Consider the following 18,553-nt stretch of genomic DNA (forward strand, 5'->3'; position numbering starts at 1 on the left):
TGAGGGCCATCAGTACTTGAAGCCGAGCCGGAACTCAACGGTGCGCGGCGCACCGAAGCTCTCTACAACGCCGCCAAAAGTGTAGTCGGCGCGCATCGTGCGGTAGAGCTTGTCGGTGGCGTTCCGCACGCCGGCCTGCATGTACCACGCGTCCCTCGGGGCCGTCCAGCGCAGCGATGCGTTGACCAGTCCATAGGCCTCACCCTTGTTGTTCGCCTGGTCCAGCGTCAACGGGAAGACCACGCTGCTGCGGTAGTTGTACTCGAGGTGGCTGCGCAGTTGCCCTCCGGACATCGCGACTTTGTGGTCCAGCCAGACCGAGCCGCTGCTCTTGGGTGTCAGCGGCAAGGGCATACCGCTGAGCTCGCGTTTCGTCGATGGGGACACGTAGCTCAGCAGTTCACTGTCGATGTAGGCGGCCGACAGGCCGCCACCGAAGCCCGCGCCCAGCGCCAGATCGGCGCTCAGCTCAAGGCCCTGAACTTTGGCTTTGGAGGCGTTGGTGACCCTGACAATGGGTTTCGGCCCTGACAGCACAGCCGTTCTCAACTGCAGGTCCGTGTAGTCGTAATTGAAGGCAGAGGCGTTCAGCGACAGGGCCCCGCCCATCAAGGTGCTGCGCACGCCGACCTCGGTTGCCACAATGCTTTCGGGCTCAAACTTCTCAATCCCGGCGGAACCAAAGTTGAAGCCGCCACTCTTGAAGCCCTTGGACACGCCGGCATATGCCATCAGCCCCTTCGCTGGCGTCCATTGCAGTTGCGCCTTGGGTGTGAACGAAGAGAAGCTGACGTCGCCAATGAAGTTCGCCCCGGAACTGCGGTTGGTTGCATCGCCATCCTTGCTGTCGCGGCTGTAGCGTGCGCCCAGCAAGCCAGACCACTCGCGCGTGAAGCGATAGGTCATCTGGCCAAAGACGGCTTCTGAACGACCGCTGCTCTTGACCGTCTGGCGTGCGAAGGTGCAACTGCCCGGCACGCCGCAGTTGATGGGTCCATAACCCAGCCAGTCCAGCGTCTCGGTGCCCTTGTCGCGGTAGAGGAAGACGCCTGCTGTCCACTCCAGGGGCCCATCCCCTTGGCTGTAGAGCTGGAATTCCTGCGAAGTGGACTTGACGTCGGTGGTGGTGTCCTGCGTTTCCAGCTTGGCGCCGGTCCAGTCGACGTCATTGCGGTCACCGCTGGTGAAACTCGTGAATCCGGTGATGGACTTGAACCCGACTGGGCCGAGGTCCCAGTTCACGGTGGCCGCCATGACGCTGGTCTTGCGCGAGCTGGTGACGGGGGAGTCCAGACGGATGTTGCGGGCATTTGTGCGGTGGTCCGCCCCAGTCAGTCGGTAGTCGGGATCACCCAGCGAGTACGGGTACAACGGCCCGGTGATCGCGGTGTCGGTGGACACGCCGTAGCCGATCGTGCCCTTGTCTTCGGACGCTTGGGCCATCAGAGTGAGATCAGACTTCCCGCCCAGCGCCACACGCAACTTGCCGCGGAAAGCCTTGAAGTTGTTGTCGTCCAGGCCCGTGCCCGTGCTCAGGTTGCGCGTGTAACCGTCGTCTTTTGTGTAGGCCACTGCGAGGCGACCGGACACATCGTCCGTGCCGCCGCCCACCGCCACCTGCGTGCGACGCAGGCCCAGTGAGCCGGAACCAATGAAACCTTCCGCACTGGGCTTGGCAGTGGGTGCACGCGTCACCACGTTGATGGCGCCACCCGTCGCATTGCGGCCATACAAGGTGCCCTCCGGGCCTTTCAGCACCTCGACACGCTGCAGATCGAACAGTTCGGTCAACGCCATGCTGGATCGCGGCAGATAGACGCCGTCCAGGTGCACGGCATTGGACGGATCGGCGCCGATGCTGCGCACATTGTTGGACACGCCGCGGATGGCCAGGTTCGTCTCGCGACCACCGGAGGACAGGCTCAGGCCAGGCACCTTCTGCTGAAGATCGGCTGAGTTCACGAGACCGGAGCGGGCCAGATCGTCGGCCGTCAGTGCAGTGACGGATGCGGGCACATCTTGCAGGCTTTGGCGAGTTTTCAACGCCGTAACTTCAACCCTCTCTAAGCTGGTGGTGGCCGATGCCGCTTGCCCACTGCCTGACCCGGTTTGCGCCGGATCACCTTGTTGGGCATGCGCCGACCAGGGGGCCAGCATGGCGATGGCGAGCGCCACTGGCGAGAGACGAAGAAGGGGAGCAAAGTGGGTCATGGGTTCCATCCTTTCAAAGAAAGCTCATTGTTGACGAATATTTTCCAAGATGTCAATACTTTATCTATTATGGAAAACTCTGACACAATCGGCTGCTGGAAAGGCCACTTCTGAGCAAAAGCGCGGGCGCAGCCAGCGTAGACAAGCGATATTGTCTGACGTTATATTTCCAAAACAGAAACTATTTTTCCCCAGGAGCCCCCACATGGTCAATGACAGCCACCCGGTCACCCCTTCGCTGGAGCAGCGCGATCGCGACTCCTTGCTGCACCCCTTCACCCGCGCCGACGACTTTGCCGCCGGCCGGGTTCCGGGGCAGCGCATCGTGCAAAGTGCATCGGGCATTCGCGTCACCGACGCCCATGGACGCTCAGTCATCGACGGCATGTCTGGCATGTACTGCGTGAATGTGGGCTATGGCCGACAAGCCATCGTCGACGCCATAGCTGAGCAGGCAAGCGAGTTGCCCTATTACCACATCTTCGCGGGTGCCTCGCACCCGAAGGCCATCCTGCTGGCCGAGAAGCTGATCGCGCTCACAGGCGGACGCATGAAGCGCGTCTTTTTTGGCCTCTCGGGTTCGGACGCCAACGAGACCCAGATCAAGCTGGTTTGGTACTACCACAACGTCATCGGCAAGCCCCAAAAGAAGAAGATCATTGCGCGCCAGCGCGGGTACCACGGTGCCACCACGATGACGGCAAGCCTGACCGGGCTGCCGAATTACCACAGCGGCTTCGACCTGCCCTTCGCATTGGTGAAGCACACGATCGCCCCGGATGCCTTCTGGGCTCCGGAGGTCGACCCGCGCGCCTTCTCTCAACGCTGCGCCGACGAACTGGAGCGGCTCATCTTGGAGGAAGGCCCCGACACCGTTGGCGCTTTCATTGCTGAGCCAGTCGTCGGCTCTGGCGGCATCCTGCCGCCACCGCCTGGCTACTGGGAAGCCATCCAGGGCGTGCTTCGCAAGTACGACGTGTTGCTGATCGCCGACGAGGTGATCACCGCCTTCGGACGCGTGGGTCATCTGTTGGCCGTCGACGGCTATGGCATCGAGGCCGACCTCATCACGCTGGCCAAGGGATTGAGCAGCGGTTATGCCCCGCTGTCGGCCGCGCTGGTCGGCCCCAAGGTCTGGCAAGCGCTGCAGGATGGCGCGCGAACGCACGGCTTCTTTGCGCACGGCTACACCTACTCGGCACACCCACTGGGCGCAGCCGCAGCCTTGGCGAACATCCAAATCATCGAGGAAGAAGGGCTTTGCGCGAACGCCGCCGAGGTGGGTGCCTACCTGCTTCAGCAATTGCGCGAGCGCCTGGCTGCCAACCCGCTGGTGGGTGACGTGCGCGGCGCTGGCTTGCTCCAAGCCGTGGAGTTTGTGGCCGAGGGCCCGCCCCGGCGGCGGCTTGACGCTTCACTGAAGTTCTCGGCCCAGGTGGCCGCCTTTGCCATGGAAGAAGGCCTGCTCGCCCGGCCCCTGCCCGTGAACGACATCGTGGGCATTTCACCGCCGCTCATGCTGACGCGCAGCGATGCCGACCAGGTTGCCGAGATGCTGCAGCGGGCGATTGCACGTGCATCTGCGATGTTGAGCGCGGACCAGCGCCGGGGAGCCGTGTGATGTCCAAGACCTACGAGTTTGTCACCCTGGACGTGTTCACCGACCGCCGTTTTGGCGGCAACCCGCTAGCCGTCATTGCCGACGCCCGCGGCCTGGACACTGCGACGATGCAGGCCCTGGCCGGCGAGTTCAACCTCAGCGAGACGACCTTCGTGCTGCCGCCCGATGACCCTCGCCATACCGCCAAGGTCCGCATCTTCACGCCATCGGCAGAAATCGGCTTTGCCGGCCATCCCAACATCGGCACCGCCTGGATGCTGGCAGCGCAGGGGCGCGACACCCATGGTCGCCTGACCTTCGAGGGCGGCAGCGGACTGGTGGAAATCGACGTGGAGCGCGACCGCAGCGAACTGCGCATGTGCCGTCTGATGACCCCCAAGGCGCTGAGGCTGAGTGCCGCGCCTGACGCTGCCGACCTGGCACCGTGCGCCGGACTGGACGCGGTTGATATCCGACAAACCGATGTGGCCTCGGTAGGTCTGGACTGTGTGTGCGCCGAGGTCGCCGTGGAGGTGCTGGCACGCGCTGCGCCCGATGCCTCGGCATTCCGGGCGGTGGCAGACCGCTGGCTGGGGCCACAGGGCCGCTTCATGCTGTGTCTGTACGCCCGCGACGGCAACCAGCTGCGGTCGCGCGTCTTCGGCCCGCTGTATGGTGTGACCGAAGATCCCGCTTGTGGCAGCGCCACGGCCGCTCTAGCAGGTCTGCTTCTGGAGCGAGACGGTGCGCCGAGCAACCGGCTCGTGATGCAGATGGGTGAGGAGATTGGCCGTCCGAGCGTGCTGTATGCCGGTGCCCAACGCGGCGGTGACGGCGTGCGTGTGTGGCTGGCTGGCCAGTGCGTGGAGATGACTCGCGGCACTGTCTGCCTGTAGCAGTACCGCCAGCAGGCTTTGGCACCGTGAAACTCAGCGCTTGCGGCTCTTGGTTTTTGGAAGCGGCTTGGCCGAGGCAGGGGCGGCCGAATCCTGAGAAGCAGGAGCCCGCACAAGCTGTGGCTCATCCATCGTTGGCGGATAACCCGCTGCCGCCAACGATGGCCCGTCCGAGCAGACGGTCAGTACGCGGCAGGGGCCATCGCCGACACGCAGGTAGGCATGGCCCATGCTGCTATCGAAGTACACCGAGTCGCCGGCCTGCAGCAGCACCGGGGCATAGAGCTCGGTGTGGAACATCACTGCACCTTCCAACACCACCGAGAACTCCTCGCCACTGTGGCGCAGGAGTTCACCGAACTCCGCCAGCGTGCGCGCCTTGGGTTGTCCGAAGATGGGCACCATCTGCTTGTTCAGCAGCTCGGTAGCCGGGTACACATGTCCGTAATTGGGCGTATCGATGACACTGCCCTCGCCGCTGCGGGACAAGCTGCGCCGCCCTGAAAAGGCGAGCGCCCGCGCAGGCGCTGCTTCGCTGGGTGCTGAGCCCGCAGCGAACAGCTGCCCGATGTCGATGGCCAGCCCTTTGCTGATGCGCGACAGCTTGTCATAGGTGAGCGACATCTTGTCGTTTTCCACCTTGGAGAGGGTGGAAACAGACAAGCCCGTACGCTCGCTCACTTCGGCCAGTGTCCAGCCGCGCTGCTCGCGCACGGCTCGCACCACCGCCCCGGGTCTGGCGGGCAGGTTAAGGTTTTCAAGCTCGGAGTCGCTCATGCATATTCTTGGGTCAGAGGGTCAGAAACCAACGGTTGGTGCGGCTGAATGTTAACCCGTTGCATCATATTCACATTCTCTCCTGTGCGAGCCAGGCCTGGGCCAGCCCCACCCACGCCGATGCGCCGATCGGGATCAGGGCATCATTGAAGTCGAAACTCGGGTTGTGCAGCATGCAAGGCCCCAGGCCATGCCCTGCATGGCGGTGGTCGCCATCGCCGTTGCCGATCATGAAGTAACAACCGGCCTTGGCCTCCAGCATGAAGCTGAAGTCCTCTGCACTCATGGTCGGCTCGAACGTGTGAACGTTTGCCGGCCCAACGAGTTCACGCAGCACGCCCTGCAGGAAGGCAGTCTCCGCCGGATGGTTGGTGGTGGGTGGGCAGTTGCACTTGAATTCCATCTCGCAGCGCGCGCCGTGGGCGGCACCGATGTTTTGCACCAACTGTCGCATCCGAGCCTCGACGAAGTCGCGCGCCTGCACCGAGAAGCAGCGCACCGTCCCGCGCAACTGGCAGCTGTCGGGCAGCACGTTCAGCGCGTCTCCGGCATTTACCTGTGTGATCGACAGCACCACCGACTCGGATGGTTTGACATTCCGCGACACGATGGTCTGCAGCGCCGTGCCGATCTGGAAAGCCACCTGGATGGCGTCGATGCTTTGATCCGGCATCGCTGCGTGCGCACCTTTGCCATGCACAACGATGGTGAACTCGTTGCATGACGCCATCATCGGCCCGGGGCTGACCGCGAAACTCCCCACAGGCAGGCCCGGCCAGTTGTGTGCAGCGAAGACGGCATCCACAGGAAAGCGCTCGAACAGGCCGTCGGCCATCATCGCCAGGGCGCCGGTGCCGCCCTCCTCGGCAGGCTGGAAGATCAGCACGATGGTGCCGTCGAACTCGGCATGCAAGGCCAGGTGCCGCGCCGCAGCCAGCAGCATCGCCGTGTGGCCGTCGTGGCCGCAGGCATGCATTCGGCCAGGGTGACGGCTGGCGTGGTCGAAGCGGTTGTGCTCTTCCACAGGCAGCGCATCCATGTCGGCGCGCAGGCCGATGGCGCGCTTGCCCTGGCCGCGCTGCAGAATGCCCACAACACCGGTGCGCCCGACGCCTCGCACCACCGGAATACCCCAGCCCTCTAGCAACTCGGCCACACGGGAGGCCGTGCGCTCTTCGGCAAAGCTCAGCTCAGGATGTGCGTGCAGGTCGCGGCGGATGGCCATGAACTCCGCCGCGCTGTCCTCGATGTCGCGAATCATGATTCTTTCCCCTCGAAACCTGCCAGCACATTCGCGACGTTGACACCCAGCACCTCGACCGCATAGCCGCCTTCCAGGACGAACAGCGTCGGCAGCCCCAGTTCAGCCAGGCGACGGCCCAAGGGGACGAAGTGGCTGCTGTCGAGCTTGAAGCTGCCGGACGGGTCGTCACGGTGCGTGTCCACGCCCAGTGAGACCACCAGAGCCTGAGGCTCGTAGGCAACGATGCGTTGGCAGCAGGTCTCCAGCGCTTCACACCAGGTTGCCCAGTCGCTGCCAGTGGGCAGCGGGCAGTTGAGGTTGAAGCCTTCGCCAGCGGCGGTGCCCATTTCGTCAGCACGACCGACGAAGTAGGGATAGTCTTCGGCCGGGTCGGCGTGCACGGAACACACGAGCACATCGGCACGTTCGTAGAAGATCTCCTGGGTGCCGTTGCCGTGGTGGTAGTCCACGTCCAGTACCGCCACGCGGCGCATACCGCCGTCGATGAAGGCCTGCGCGGCAATCGCCGCATTGTTCAAGTAGCAATACCCGGCCAGGCGTGCCGTGCCTGCGTGGTGGCCTGGCGGGCGGCACAGGGCGAGCGCCGACCGGGCACCTTCGGCCATTGCGCGTTGCGCCGACAACGCCACCTGAGCGGACTCATAGGCTGCTGCCCACGTGCCCGCCATCAAGGGCGCGATGGCATCACCGGCAAACCAGCCGAGCTGGGCCACGACGGAGTCCGGGCAGCGCGCCGGCATGCCGCCGGCAGGACTTCCCTGCACCGGCCAGAACTGAGGCAACGCCAGTTCCGAACCACGGTCGTTCGGCCAGCGTTCCCAGGCTGTTTGCAGGAAGTTCAGGTAGTCGGCTCGGTGCACCCTTGCGATGGGTGCCAGGCCGGCGTCGCCGGCCTGCTGCAGCTGGTGTGCCCCTGGGGCGCGTAAGGCATCCAGCACCACATCGACGCGATCGACCAAGTCGAAGTTCGGCGGATGACCTGCGCGTGCCATGGCCGGGCTGGGGTCGTGCAGGCGGTGGGCGTTGCCATGGACGATGAGCATGAGCGTGGTCTCCGAGGTGCTCAGGCGACGTGCAGGCGCTGCGCTGCGTGGCGGGCGGCGATGTGGCCAAAGATCATTGCCGGGCCCAGGGTGATGCCGGCACCGGGATAGGTGCCGCCCATGAAGCTGGCCGCGTCGTTGCCCGCCACATACAGGCCCTCGATGGGCTGACCCTGCACGTCCAGCGCCCGGGCGTGCTCGTCGGTCCGAAGACCCACGAAACTGCCAATGTCACCAGGCACCACCTTCACGGCGTAGAAGGGCCCCTGCTCAATGGCTGCCACGCAAGGATTGGGCGCATGGCCCCGGCTGCCATTGAAGCGTTCATAGACGTCGGCTCCTTTGTTGAACTCTTCGTCGATGCCGCGTTCCGCACCCGCATTCAGCCGTGCCACCGTCTGACGAAGGCCGGTGGCATCGATGCCACAGGCCTGCGCCAGCTCATCCAGCGTCTGCCCGCGCTTGAGGTAGCCGCTGCCAACGAAAGACCCGATGGGCAAGGGCCAGGGCGGCACCCGTCCGAGCCCGTACTGCCGGATGGCGCGGCTGTCACAGACGATCCAGCTGCACACTTCGGCGTCGTCTCGGCAGGCGTTGATCATGGCTGGAACGAAGTCGTGGTAGGACAGGGACTCGCTGATGAAGCGCCGTCCGCGCCGGTCCACCGCGATGTAGCCCGCCTTGCCGCGGTCGTTGTAGTGAGGGAAAGGCACATCGGTGCCATCCGCTTGCGGCACCAGTGACATCGGTGTCCAGGCCGCTGGGTGATGCTGCGTATCTTTGATCGCAACGCCTGCCTGACCAGCCAAGTGCAATGCGTCGCCCGTGTTGCCAGACGGCGCTGCGGTGCGGTGGTTCTTGCCCGCCGTGACATGGTTGTAGTAGCGCGCGCGCAGTTCAGGGCTGGCCGGAAAGCCGCCGCAGGCGAGCACGACGCCAGCACGCGCTCGAATCTCGCAAGGCCCTTCGGGTGTCTGCACCATCGCGCCCGCGACCCGGCCGTCCTCCACCAGCAACTGCTGCACCGGCGTGTTCAGCCGCAGATCGACATCACGCTCAAAAGCACTGAGCGCGAGCATGGCCACCAAGGCGTTGCCATTGGACAACCGCGTGCTGCGCCCATGCCCACCCAAGCGATCCATCACGTAGCGCAAGAACCTGCGGCCCACCACGCCACGGCTTTGCCAGGACTTGGACATGCCGTAGTAGTGAATCAGATCCTCACGGCCAACGATCATGCCGCCGAAGATCGTGGTGCTGGACAGCGGTGGGCGCAGGTCGCGCATGCGCGGGCCCAGGCGTCGCGCGTCGAACGGGTTGGCCCCCAGCGAGCGGCCCCCGCGCGATGCGCCTGCCACGCCTTGGTGGTAGTCGGGCCACAGTGGAGAGAGGTGGTAGCTGACGTGTGTGTGGTCTTCGAACCACGCAAAGATGTCAGCCGCCTGGCGCACATAGGCCTCGGCCTTGGCTTCGTCGGTGTAGGCACCGCCCTCACCGCGCAGGTACTGCAGCGCGAGCGCCGGGTCGTCTTCAATGCCGGCAGCGCGCGCTTGGCGACTGCCTGGAATCCAGACCAGACCTGCAGAGAAGCAAGAGGTTCCACCGAACACGGGCGCCTTCTCCACCACCACCACGCGCAACCCCTGGTGGGCTGCAGTCACCGCAGCCGCCAGGCCCGCTGCGCCCGACCCTGCCACCAACACATCGCATTCAAGCATCATTGCTGTGCACTCCAAATCATCATGACATTCCCACCTTAATCCCTAGCATCAAGCATCGCCCGATGACAAACCCCGCTTGGCCAGACGACGCCGCAGCAACCAGGAGCAAGTCAAAGTGGCCGCCCCAGCGACGAGCAACACGATGAGCAGGCTGGTAGACAAAGCGTCGCCGCCGCCACCGATTTGCTGGTTGAGTGCTGCCACCGAGGTTGGACCCAGGCCCAGGCCGCATCCGATCGACATGCACAAGGCCAAGGCCGCAGCAATGCCACGGGTGCGCCCACTGACCTGGTCCTGCAAGGTCGAAGCACAGCCGACATAGGCCGCATTGGCGGCCACCTGCCAACAGGCAAAGGCCGCGACGGCAGCCCAACCACCAGGCAGCAGCAGCAAACAGGCCGACAGCAGCATGGCGATCGCGGCCCGCACGACCGTGTCGATGCGTCCAGTTAGTGGTGAGCGTTCGTGTGCGCGGTCGCAGAGCACACCGCCAAGCCATCCACCGCCGACGCCGGCGATCAACATGCATGCTCCCAGTATGGATCCGGCGTCGGCCACGCTGAAGCCATGCGTCCGTGTCAGCAGCGCAGTGGCCCAGATGCTGAAGCCGAAGTCGGCCAGCGCCACCGTGGCACCCGCCAGCACCACAAGCACGATGCGGTCGCGCAAGGACCACAACTCCTGCGCCCGGTTGCCCACGTGTTCAGCAACGGCCAGGGCGCGGCGCTGCGGTTCCGGAAAAGCAAGGATGGCCGGCACCAGCAAAAACCCGCTCACCCCCATCAACACCACCACCTGGCGCCAGGGCGCGAGATCGCCCACCCACGGCAGGCCGGCATACTGGCCTGCAGCCGCCGCCTCCAGCATGTGGCCCCCCGCAGCAAAGGCCAATGCACTGCCCAGCGTGGCACCGAAGAGCGACACCGCAATGGCCCTGCCGCGACGCTCAGGGCGGAAGTAGTCGCACAGCATGGAAATACTGGCAGGCCCCAACACGGCCTCCCCCAGGCCCACCATGGCACGACTGGCGAGCAAGCCCGAGAAGCTGGTGGACAAGCCGAAGAGAACCGTGCCAACGGTCCAGACCGCAACACCCAGCACCACCAGGTTGCGGCGGTGCACGCGGTCGGCAAGCAGCCCGCACACCAAAGACGCCGCGCCGTAGAGCACCGCGAAAGCCGTGCCCTGCAGCAGGCTGAACTGGACATCGCTGATGCCCATTTCCAGCTTGATGGGATCGACCAGCACCGAAGGCACGTAGCGGTGCACAAAAGAGAACGTGGCGGCCACCAACATCACCAGCACGAAAGCCTGCGCCATAGAAGCACTCGGCCACGGCGGCTCAGCAGCCCCGCGCGGCACTGGCGATGTTGCAGACGGCGAGGTGATGTTGTCCACTTGATTTTTCAATTAATTTTCCAATTCAGAAACAATATTGACACATTGACAAATAGCTGTCAAGCTAAACGGGCACGTCGCAGCCGACGCCCAGACCGGATTGCCCCCCGACTTCATTGCCGATGAAACTCTTCCTAGCCGGCCTGCTGGCCGAGAACAACTCCTACTCGCCGATCCCCACCGGGCTGGGTGCCTTCGAAACCGAAGGCATCCGGCGAGGGCCAGCAAGTGGCGTCGACCCAGGCGGCTATCTAAGCGCCATCGAGACCGTGCACCGCGTGGTTTCGCCGCGTGGCTGGGAAGTGGTCGAGGGCCTGTTCGCCGCCGCCGTGCCGCTCGGCCCCATTCGGCAGCCGGTGTACGAGCAGTTGCGCGACGAGTTACTGGACAACTTGCGCGCCGCGCTGCCGGTACAGGCCGTGATGCTGATGCTGCACGGTGCGATGACGGCCGAGGACTGCCTGGACTGCGAAGGCGATCTGCTCGAGCGTGCACGCAGCATCGTGGGCCCAGAGGTGCCCATTGGTGTCGAGTTGGACCTGCATGGGCACGTCACGCGCAGCATGGTCCAGCATGCCACGTTGATGGTGGCTTACAAGGCCTACCCACACACTGACATTGACGAGCGCGCTGCTGAAGTGGCGCGACTGACCATCGACACCGCCGAGCGCCGCATCCGCCCCGTCACCGCGGTCTGGGACTGCCGCATGGCGGGCAGTTGGCCCACCACACGCGAGCCCCTGAAAAGCTTTGTCGGGGAACTGCAGGCCCTCGAAGGACGCAACGGCGTGCTGTCGGTCTCGCACGCCCACGGGTTCGCGTTTGGCGACGTGCCAGAGGCGGGTGCACGTCTTTGGGTGGTCACGGACGGTGACGAAGCCCTGGCCACCCGCCTGGCGAAAGAGCTTGGCCTGCGCCTGTGGACATTGCGTCACGCTTTGCACCAGCCGCCGCTGGGCATGGAGGCCGCCATGCGACGTGTGGCCGAGTTACCGCCATTGCCCGGGGCGGGGCCGATTGTTGTAGCCGATATGGCCGACAACCCGGGCGGCGGTGCCCGTGGCGACAGCAGCTTTGCGCTGCAGGCGGTCCTCTCGTTCGGCATCCCGAATGTGGCCCTTGGTGGCTTGTGGGACCCGGGCGCCGTGCAGCTGTGCTTCGAGGCGGGCCTGGGGTCGACGCTGGCCCTGCGCGTGGCGGGCAAGTCCGGCCCCACCTCGGGTTCTCCCGTGGACTTGCGCGTCACCGTGCGGGCGCTTGCCGAGAACCACGAACAGACCGCCTTCGGCGCCAAAAGCCCCCTGGGTGCTTCGGCCTGGGTGAGCACGGCCGAAGGCATCGATCTGGTGCTGATTTCGCGCTGCCAGCAGGTCATCGGCACCGATCTGTTCACCGGCTTGGGCATTGACTTGCGTGGCAAGCACGCGGTGGTGGTGAAGTCCATGCAGCACTTCCATGCCGCCTTCGCACCGCTCGCTCGCGATGTGCTGTACGCCGATTCACCGGGGTTACTGACGGCCGACATCGCCGCGCTGCCCTTCCATCACCGCGACCCCCAATTCTGGCCCCGCGTGGCCGATCCCTGGTCGGGTACGGCACCCTGAGGCCATGCCCGTCAACTTCAACGCGTGAGCCAGTGCCCACGCACCAACACTTTGAAAAGGAATTGCATGTCTGCCATCGATGAACGTCTGGCCCAACTGGGCCTTGTTTTGCCTGAGCCGCTGAAGATGCCCCCGGGCACCACCTTGCCCTTTCCCTGGGTCCGCGTGATTGGCCAGCGGGCTATTTTTTCAGGCCATGGCCCCACGTTGGGCGACGGCAGCATGGCACAGCCATTGGGCAAGGTGGGCGCCCAAGTGACTGCGGAGCAGGGCTACACGGCCGCCCGACTCACGGCGCTGGCGATCTTGGGCAGCCTCAAGCGCGAGCTGGGCAGTCTGGATCGTATCGAGGCCTGGGTGCACATCCTCGGCATGGTCAACTCGGCACCCGGCTTCGATCGCCAGCCCGCGGTCATCAATGGCTTCACCGACCTGATCCTTGAAGTGTTTGGCCCGCAGGTCGGCGCTCATGCTCGCAGCGCTGTCGGCATGGCCGAATTGCCGTTTGGCATCCCGGTAGAAATTGAAGGTGAGGTGCTGTTGCGGCAGGACTGAGACACCGCGAGCGAGGCGGACAACTTCGCAACACTGCACCGTATGGCCTGGCGAATGTCAGGCTTAAAGCCAGGTCATGTTGGCCATCGGATTCATTTACTCAACACCTTGAAAACGGTCGCTGGAGAGGTGGACAAGCAGCAAGTTGGATGGCTGGATGATTGCTGAATCCCAATGATCGTTTTAATTTCAGCTATTGAGACGGCCTATTGCATTGGGTTCCGAATTCTGAAGGCTCAGGCGTTTGGCATCTTGTGGGAGCCGAACGTACGGGCGTAGGCGCAGGTGAACTCGGCGCCTACCAGCAAGATCTGGGCTGAAAAGTAGACCCACAGCAGCACCACCACGAGTGAGCCCGCTGCGCCGAAACCCGACGCCACGCCGCTGCGACCGATGTAGGCGCCAATCAGGAACTTGCCGCCGGTAAACAGCAAGGTCGCAATCAAAGCGCCGAGCCAGACATCGGAGACCAGCACACGCTGGCGAGGCATGACCTTGTAGATCAGACCGAACATGATGGCCACGAGCAGGAAGCCACCGATCGCATTGCCTGCCTCCACAACACCCTGCCAGCCACCGAAGACGGGGTCGAGGCTTCGGCCCATGGCCGCGATCATGGCACTGGTGACCAGCGACACGATGAGCAAAAATCCCAAGGCCAAAATCATGCCGAAAGCCATCAAACGGGCGCGAACGAGCGTGAGCCAGCCGCTCTTTCGCAAGCGTCCCGGTACGCCCCAGATGCGGTCGAGCGCATCTTGCAGTTCTGCAAACACGGTGGTCGCACCGACGACCAGCAACACCAGGCCCACGGCGGTGGCCGTCAAGCCCTCAGCGGGTTCGCGCACGCTGGCCAGCAGGCCTTGAACGGCACCCGCGCCGACATCGCCCATCAGGTCCCTCAGTTGCGCCTGGATCTCACCGCGAGCGGCTTCCTCACCGAACACCAAACCGGCCACCGACACCACGATCAGCAACAGCGGTGCCAGCGAAAACATGGTGTAGTAGGCCAACGCAGCCCCCATGCTCGGCACATAGTCGTCGAGCCATGCGTTGGCAACTTGTTTGAACAATCCCCACCACGCCTTGATTGGGATGTTCGTCTTCAGCATGCACACTCCAATGAGCAAAGGGTGAATCAAGTTAGCGCCCTGACTGCCTGCGGTCTGTTCGCTGTCAAACCCACGGGTTCAGGCGTGTGGTGCCACTTCAAACCAAGTGGCTTCGGATGGACAGGCCTGCATGCTCGGCCCTGTGAAGTTTGCAACGCATCAAAGATGCTGTAGGTCGGCGGTCGAAGACCCCGACATGGGCCTGTGCCGAAGCCAACAGTGTGGGACTCTGCGATTGCCGAACTACGTGATGACATGACTCACACTTTTCAAACTTCAGCGTGCCAGATCAAGAACTGCACATTGATGTGCTTGCATCGACCGATCATTGGCCACGAGGCGCGACGACTCAATAACTGGCCCGGAAAAGCGCCGTTCGTAGCTGACGACGCAGCGGGTGTCAGCTGCGTATTGAAATGCCACCCGACTTTCCAGGTCGTGCATGGATTGGGCTCTGTGTTCTTCGTGCAGCGCCAGGCTTGGGACGCTGAACTTCGCCAGGGCTACGTTGTTCGCCCCTTCCGAGGGTAGAAAGTAGCCGTGGTGCTTGCCGCCAAACTTCTCCACAAAGGGAATTTATAGATTCGGCCCGATGAAGTCTGTGCCGCGTCTGATCGCCAGCAGGGCTAGCTCCCACAAGGTGCAAAATTGAAGTCAACCTGCAGACTTCAAAGGGCCGGATCAATAGATTTTCCCGTCATGCGCGAACTCCTTGAGCTTTAACAGGTCAATGAAGTAGCGCAGGTAGCAGGTGCTCATGGGTCAATGGCCATCAAGTGCGTTGCTCTTGCACCCAGCGCTGAACGCTTGGGCGCTGCCACTGCTGAGTGGCATAGATTTTGAGACGTTCAGGGACTGCATCACCGTTCATGACCAGGCGGTTGAGCATCAGTGCCAGATCGGTGTCAGCAATACACCAGTTGCCAAAGAGGTGACTGGCCTGCGCTGGCAGCAGTTGCTCGACCACCCTGAACAGTTTTTCAGCGGCTTGCAGCGCGGCGGCGCTCAGCGGGGTTGCTGTAGGTTGGATGAACACCGTGTCCGTCCCGCGCTCAGTGCGAATGGGCATGAGGTCGCTGCGCAGCCAGGCCTGGATTTGCCGGGCGCGGGCGCGCAGTTGCACGTCTTGTGGGTAGACCGCTGCATAGGCGGGTGGTGCAAAGACCTCTTCCAGATACTCACTGATGGCGCTGGACTCCGATAACGTGAATCCCTCATGCACCAGCGTGGGTACTCGTGCGGTCAGGGACTGATGGCGGTACGCCGTTTGCTGGTGTTGCTGTGCATTGAGGTCAAGGCGCTCAGTTACATACGGAATGTCTTTCTCGCGCAAACTCACATACACGGACATGGCGTAAGGACTGGTGAACTGGTGGTCAACAAAAAGGGCCAGCGGGCTCTGTGACATGGGGTTGTCCGAAAAATAAAACATGCGAGAAGTCTATCGGTGCAGTGTTCAGGCGCATAACGATTTATCTTTGACATACTTGCTAATCAAACTCACATAAGCTCATGACGGATATACACCGATTGCCCCATCTGATCGCGTTGCGCGCCTTTGAAGCCGCCGCCCGACATCAGAATTTTTCCCGCGCTGCTGATGAGCTTCATGTCACCCACGGCGCGGTAAGCCACCAGGTTCGAGCGCTGGAGCAAGACCTGGGCGTTGTGCTATTCACGCGAAATGGCAAGCGTTTGACGATCACCCCACACGGTGCAAGGTTTGCACAAGCGGTGCGCAACGCCTTGCAAGACATCGCGAGTGCTGCCCAGACGTTGCGTGAAGAGACGCGGCAAAAGCGCCTCACGGTGTCGGCAACTCCTTCGTTTGCGTCACGCTGGCTAGCCCCGCGCCTTGGTAGATTTATTGACTTGAACCCGGACACGGAGTTGGTCTTGCAGTCCAGTGGTCAGTTGCAAGACTTGGTGCGCGACGGCGTGGATGTCGGAATACGTTTTGGCCAAGGACAGTACCCCGGCCTGGTGGTGGAGCGGCTGATGGGTGACTCTTATTACCCGGTGGCAAGCCCCGCATACAACCAGGGACGGCTGCCCACATCCCCGAAGCAACTCAAGCCGGCTCAGCTCTTGCGCTCGGACGAGCCCTGGTTACCCTGGTTTCAGGCAGTGGGGTTGAAACTTGCAGAGCCCAGCGGCGGTGTGCGATTTCAGGACTTGTCATTGCTCATGCGCTCTGCCATGGGCGGGGATGGTATTGCGCTTGTGCGCCACGTGGTAGCGACACAGGAAATTGCCTCAGGTGAGTTGGTGCGGCTCTTTAATGTGTCGGTAAAAAGCCCTTGGGATTACCACCTCGCCTGTCCTCCGGACGCGCTGCACAAACCGCAGGTGCTGGCCTTTCGCCAGTGGCTGCTAGAAGAAGTTGCTGCGTTCAAGGCTATGACAGGCGCGGCTGTAGCCTGAGCAGGGCCTGATGTCGGAAGTGCGATTTATCGTCGGCCGGGCTATTGAAATCGCTACCGCGAATGGTCGCCATTCGTTAACGACTGCTATCGCTGCAAAGCGTGTTTGGCCTATTGATCCCGCACGCTCAAGTTAGAAATGTGTGAGAAATGTCATCACACAGGTCGCCACTCGCAGAATCCGACAGGATGGGTTTCGGCACAGGTCCATGTCGGGGTCTTTGACCGCCGACCTACAACGTCTTTGAGCATTGAAAACTTCAAAGGGCAAAGGTTTTGCAGGTCGGTAGCTTGAGCTCCGACTTTGCTGGCTTCGGCGTGGGCACTTGTCGGAGCTAAAGCTACCGACCTTGTATGCTTTATCTCAATGCCTTTGAATGTGTTTTTCTTTTAAAACATGTTCAAGACATGGCCGAGGGGCACCTCGGTCTGAGTGCTTGGATGCCGTTGCCGACCTTGGGCTTTACCGCCCGTGACGTAGATTTTTTGCACCAAGCACTCACCCTCGTTCCACGATCGGACAGTATCTTTGGCCCACCTCTGGTGTGAGCCCGCATTCACAAGGTTGATCTTTCGAGTTTCTTATGCACACACATTTTCTTGGCATCGACATCGCCAAATCCAAGTTCGACTGCGCGTTGGTTCGCCCCGACGGCAAAGTTCGCAACAAAGTTTTATCCAACAACGCTCAGGGCTTTGCCCAATTACTCACCTGGCTTGATGCCCATGGCGTCAGCTCCTGTCAGCTCAGCCAGCTGCACGTTTGCATGGAAGCCACAGGCATCTATTGGGAGGCCTTGGCCGAGTTCCTCTGCGATCAGGGCATCGCTGTCAGCGTCATCAATCCCGCTCAGATCAAGTCTTATGGGGCCTCTCGCCTGATGCGGTCCAAGACAGACAAGATCGATGCGAACTTGATCGCTCACTTTTGCAAAGAGCGCTTGCCCCAGCCCTGGAAGGCTCCCGCCCCTCATGAACGTGTCCTGCGCAGCCTGGTGCTTCGCCTTGAAGCCTTGCAAAACATGCTCACACAAGAGAGCAATCGCCTGCAAGTGGCTAACGCAGCCGTTCAGCCGCAAATTCAAAACCATATTGACTGGCTCAACGCCGAAATCAAGGCTGTGGCCAAGCTGATCAAAGACCACATAGACAAGCACCCGGATTTGCGCCAAAAGCGAGACTTGCTCCAGAGCATTCCTGGCATTGGCGAGCGCACCCTTGCCATCATGCTGGCCTACTTCGGCTCAACGGAGCAATTTGACAATGCGCGCAAGGCAGTGGCGTTTGTGGGGCTTGATCCCAGACAGCACGAGTCTGGCTCCAGCGTCAAAGGCAAACCTCGAATGTCCAAAGTAGGTCATGCTTTTGTGCGCAAAGCCTTGTACATGCCAGCGATGGCAGCGTTGTACAAAACGGATTGGGGCAAGTGTTTCAGGGACCGTCTGGCCAGTGCGGGTAAACCGCCCAAACTGATCATCGGCGCCATGATGCGCAAGCTCATTCATGTGGCCGTTGGGGTGCTTAAATCGAACAAACCGTTCAATTCAGCACTCCACTGCGCTTGACAAGCATCACAGTATCTACGGGGTGACGGTGCAAAACATTCAACCATCAGCGTGCCCAAATCAATGAGCCGAAATATCTTTGAGCATTGAAAACTTCACAGGTCAAAGGTTTGGTAGGTCGGTAGCTTTAGCTCCGACTTTGCTGGCTTCGGCGTGGGCAATTGTCGGAGCTAAAGCTACCGACCTACGGGGTGACGGTGCAAAAAATTCAACCATCAGCGTACCCAAATCAATGAGCCACAACATCTTTGAGCATTGAAAACTTCACAGGACACAGGTTTTGTAGGTCGGTAGCTTTAGCTCCGACTTTGCTGGCTTCGGCGTGGGCACTTGTCGGAGCTAAAGCTCCGACCTACAAAACTTTTCTTCATTGAATACTGCACA

Annotated in this window: 14 protein-coding genes and 1 pseudogene; 6 read left to right on the top strand and 9 right to left on the bottom strand. The window is 62.2% G+C overall.

The window, feature by feature from the left end; translation table 11 throughout:
- Nucleotides 1–9: 9 nt before the first annotated feature.
- Nucleotides 10–2,211 carry a TonB-dependent receptor gene (locus H663_RS34630; RefSeq protein WP_165803924.1) on the bottom strand — a complete coding sequence of 734 codons (2,202 nt, stop codon included), beginning with the start codon at nucleotides 2,209–2,211 and terminating at the stop codon, nucleotides 10–12.
- Nucleotides 2,212–2,416: 205 nt separating this feature from the next.
- Between H663_RS34630 and H663_RS34635 the strand changes: the two genes are divergently transcribed.
- A complete protein-coding gene (locus tag H663_RS34635) occupies nucleotides 2,417–3,832 on the top strand; it encodes an aminotransferase (protein WP_053169299.1) in 1,416 nt (471 codons plus the stop codon).
- Nucleotides 3,832–4,707 carry a PhzF family phenazine biosynthesis protein gene (locus tag H663_RS34640; protein WP_053169301.1) on the top strand — a complete coding sequence of 292 codons (876 nt, stop codon included), beginning with the start codon at nucleotides 3,832–3,834 and terminating at the stop codon, nucleotides 4,705–4,707. The genes H663_RS34635 and H663_RS34640 overlap by 1 nt, the downstream gene beginning before the upstream one ends.
- Before the next feature lie 33 nt (nucleotides 4,708–4,740).
- Here H663_RS34640 and H663_RS34645 read toward each other — a convergent pair whose 3' ends face one another.
- The 5 genes from H663_RS34645 to H663_RS34665 form a co-directional block, all read right to left on the bottom strand.
- On the bottom strand, nucleotides 4,741–5,484 hold the full coding sequence (locus H663_RS34645) for a helix-turn-helix domain-containing protein (protein ID WP_053169303.1): 744 nt from the start codon (nucleotides 5,482–5,484) through the stop codon (nucleotides 4,741–4,743).
- Between the two features lie 70 nt (nucleotides 5,485–5,554).
- A complete protein-coding gene (locus H663_RS34650) occupies nucleotides 5,555–6,745 on the bottom strand; it encodes a M20 aminoacylase family protein (RefSeq protein WP_053169305.1) in 1,191 nt (396 codons plus the stop codon).
- Nucleotides 6,742–7,791 (bottom strand): histone deacetylase family protein, encoded by a 1,050-nt coding sequence (locus H663_RS34655; RefSeq protein ID WP_053169307.1) that lies wholly within the window; start codon nucleotides 7,789–7,791, stop codon nucleotides 6,742–6,744. Before H663_RS34655 ends, H663_RS34650 begins: the two co-directional genes overlap by 4 nt.
- Before the next feature lie 20 nt (nucleotides 7,792–7,811).
- Nucleotides 7,812–9,512, bottom strand: coding sequence for an FAD-dependent oxidoreductase (locus H663_RS34660; RefSeq protein ID WP_053169309.1), 1,701 nt, complete (start codon nucleotides 9,510–9,512; stop codon nucleotides 7,812–7,814).
- Between the two features lie 48 nt (nucleotides 9,513–9,560).
- Nucleotides 9,561–10,922, bottom strand: coding sequence for an MFS transporter (locus H663_RS34665; protein ID WP_133240034.1), 1,362 nt, complete (start codon nucleotides 10,920–10,922; stop codon nucleotides 9,561–9,563).
- 110 nt (nucleotides 10,923–11,032) lie between these two features.
- On the opposite strand from H663_RS34665, the gene H663_RS34670 reads away from it, so the two are divergent.
- Both H663_RS34670 and H663_RS34675 read left to right on the top strand, forming a co-directional pair.
- Entirely contained in the window at nucleotides 11,033–12,514 is a 1,482-nt protein-coding gene (locus tag H663_RS34670) for a M81 family metallopeptidase (RefSeq protein WP_053169313.1), read from the top strand.
- Nucleotides 12,515–12,580: 66 nt separating this feature from the next.
- The gene (locus tag H663_RS34675; protein ID WP_053169315.1) at nucleotides 12,581–13,069 is read left to right on the top strand and encodes a RidA family protein; all 489 of its coding nucleotides are present in this window, start codon (nucleotides 12,581–12,583) and stop codon (nucleotides 13,067–13,069) included.
- Between the two features lie 236 nt (nucleotides 13,070–13,305).
- Here H663_RS34675 and H663_RS34680 read toward each other — a convergent pair whose 3' ends face one another.
- The 3 genes and pseudogenes from H663_RS34680 to yfcF all read right to left on the bottom strand — a co-directional run bounded on the left by H663_RS34680 (nucleotide 13,306) and on the right by yfcF (nucleotide 15,589).
- Nucleotides 13,306–14,181 carry a YihY/virulence factor BrkB family protein gene (locus H663_RS34680; protein ID WP_053169445.1) on the bottom strand — a complete coding sequence of 292 codons (876 nt, stop codon included), beginning with the start codon at nucleotides 14,179–14,181 and terminating at the stop codon, nucleotides 13,306–13,308.
- Nucleotides 14,182–14,457: 276 nt separating this feature from the next.
- Nucleotides 14,458–14,757, bottom strand: a pseudogene (locus tag H663_RS34685) (NIPSNAP family protein); the annotation flags it as partial.
- Between the two features lie 196 nt (nucleotides 14,758–14,953).
- The gene (yfcF, locus tag H663_RS34690; RefSeq protein ID WP_053169447.1) at nucleotides 14,954–15,589 is read right to left on the bottom strand and encodes a glutathione transferase; all 636 of its coding nucleotides are present in this window, start codon (nucleotides 15,587–15,589) and stop codon (nucleotides 14,954–14,956) included.
- Between the two features lie 104 nt (nucleotides 15,590–15,693).
- On the opposite strand from yfcF, the gene gcvA reads away from it, so the two are divergent.
- Nucleotides 15,694–16,605 (top strand): transcriptional regulator GcvA, encoded by a 912-nt coding sequence (gene gcvA, locus H663_RS34695; protein WP_053169317.1) that lies wholly within the window; start codon nucleotides 15,694–15,696, stop codon nucleotides 16,603–16,605.
- A 583-nt stretch (nucleotides 16,606–17,188) separates the two neighbouring features.
- Nucleotides 17,189–18,169 carry an IS110 family RNA-guided transposase gene (locus tag H663_RS34700; RefSeq protein WP_116695777.1) on the top strand — a complete coding sequence of 327 codons (981 nt, stop codon included), beginning with the start codon at nucleotides 17,189–17,191 and terminating at the stop codon, nucleotides 18,167–18,169.
- Nucleotides 18,170–18,553: the final 384 nt, after the last annotated feature.

Source organism: Limnohabitans planktonicus II-D5, assembly GCF_001270065.2.
Classification (GTDB): Bacteria; Pseudomonadota; Gammaproteobacteria; order Burkholderiales; family Burkholderiaceae_C; genus Limnohabitans_A; species Limnohabitans_A planktonicus.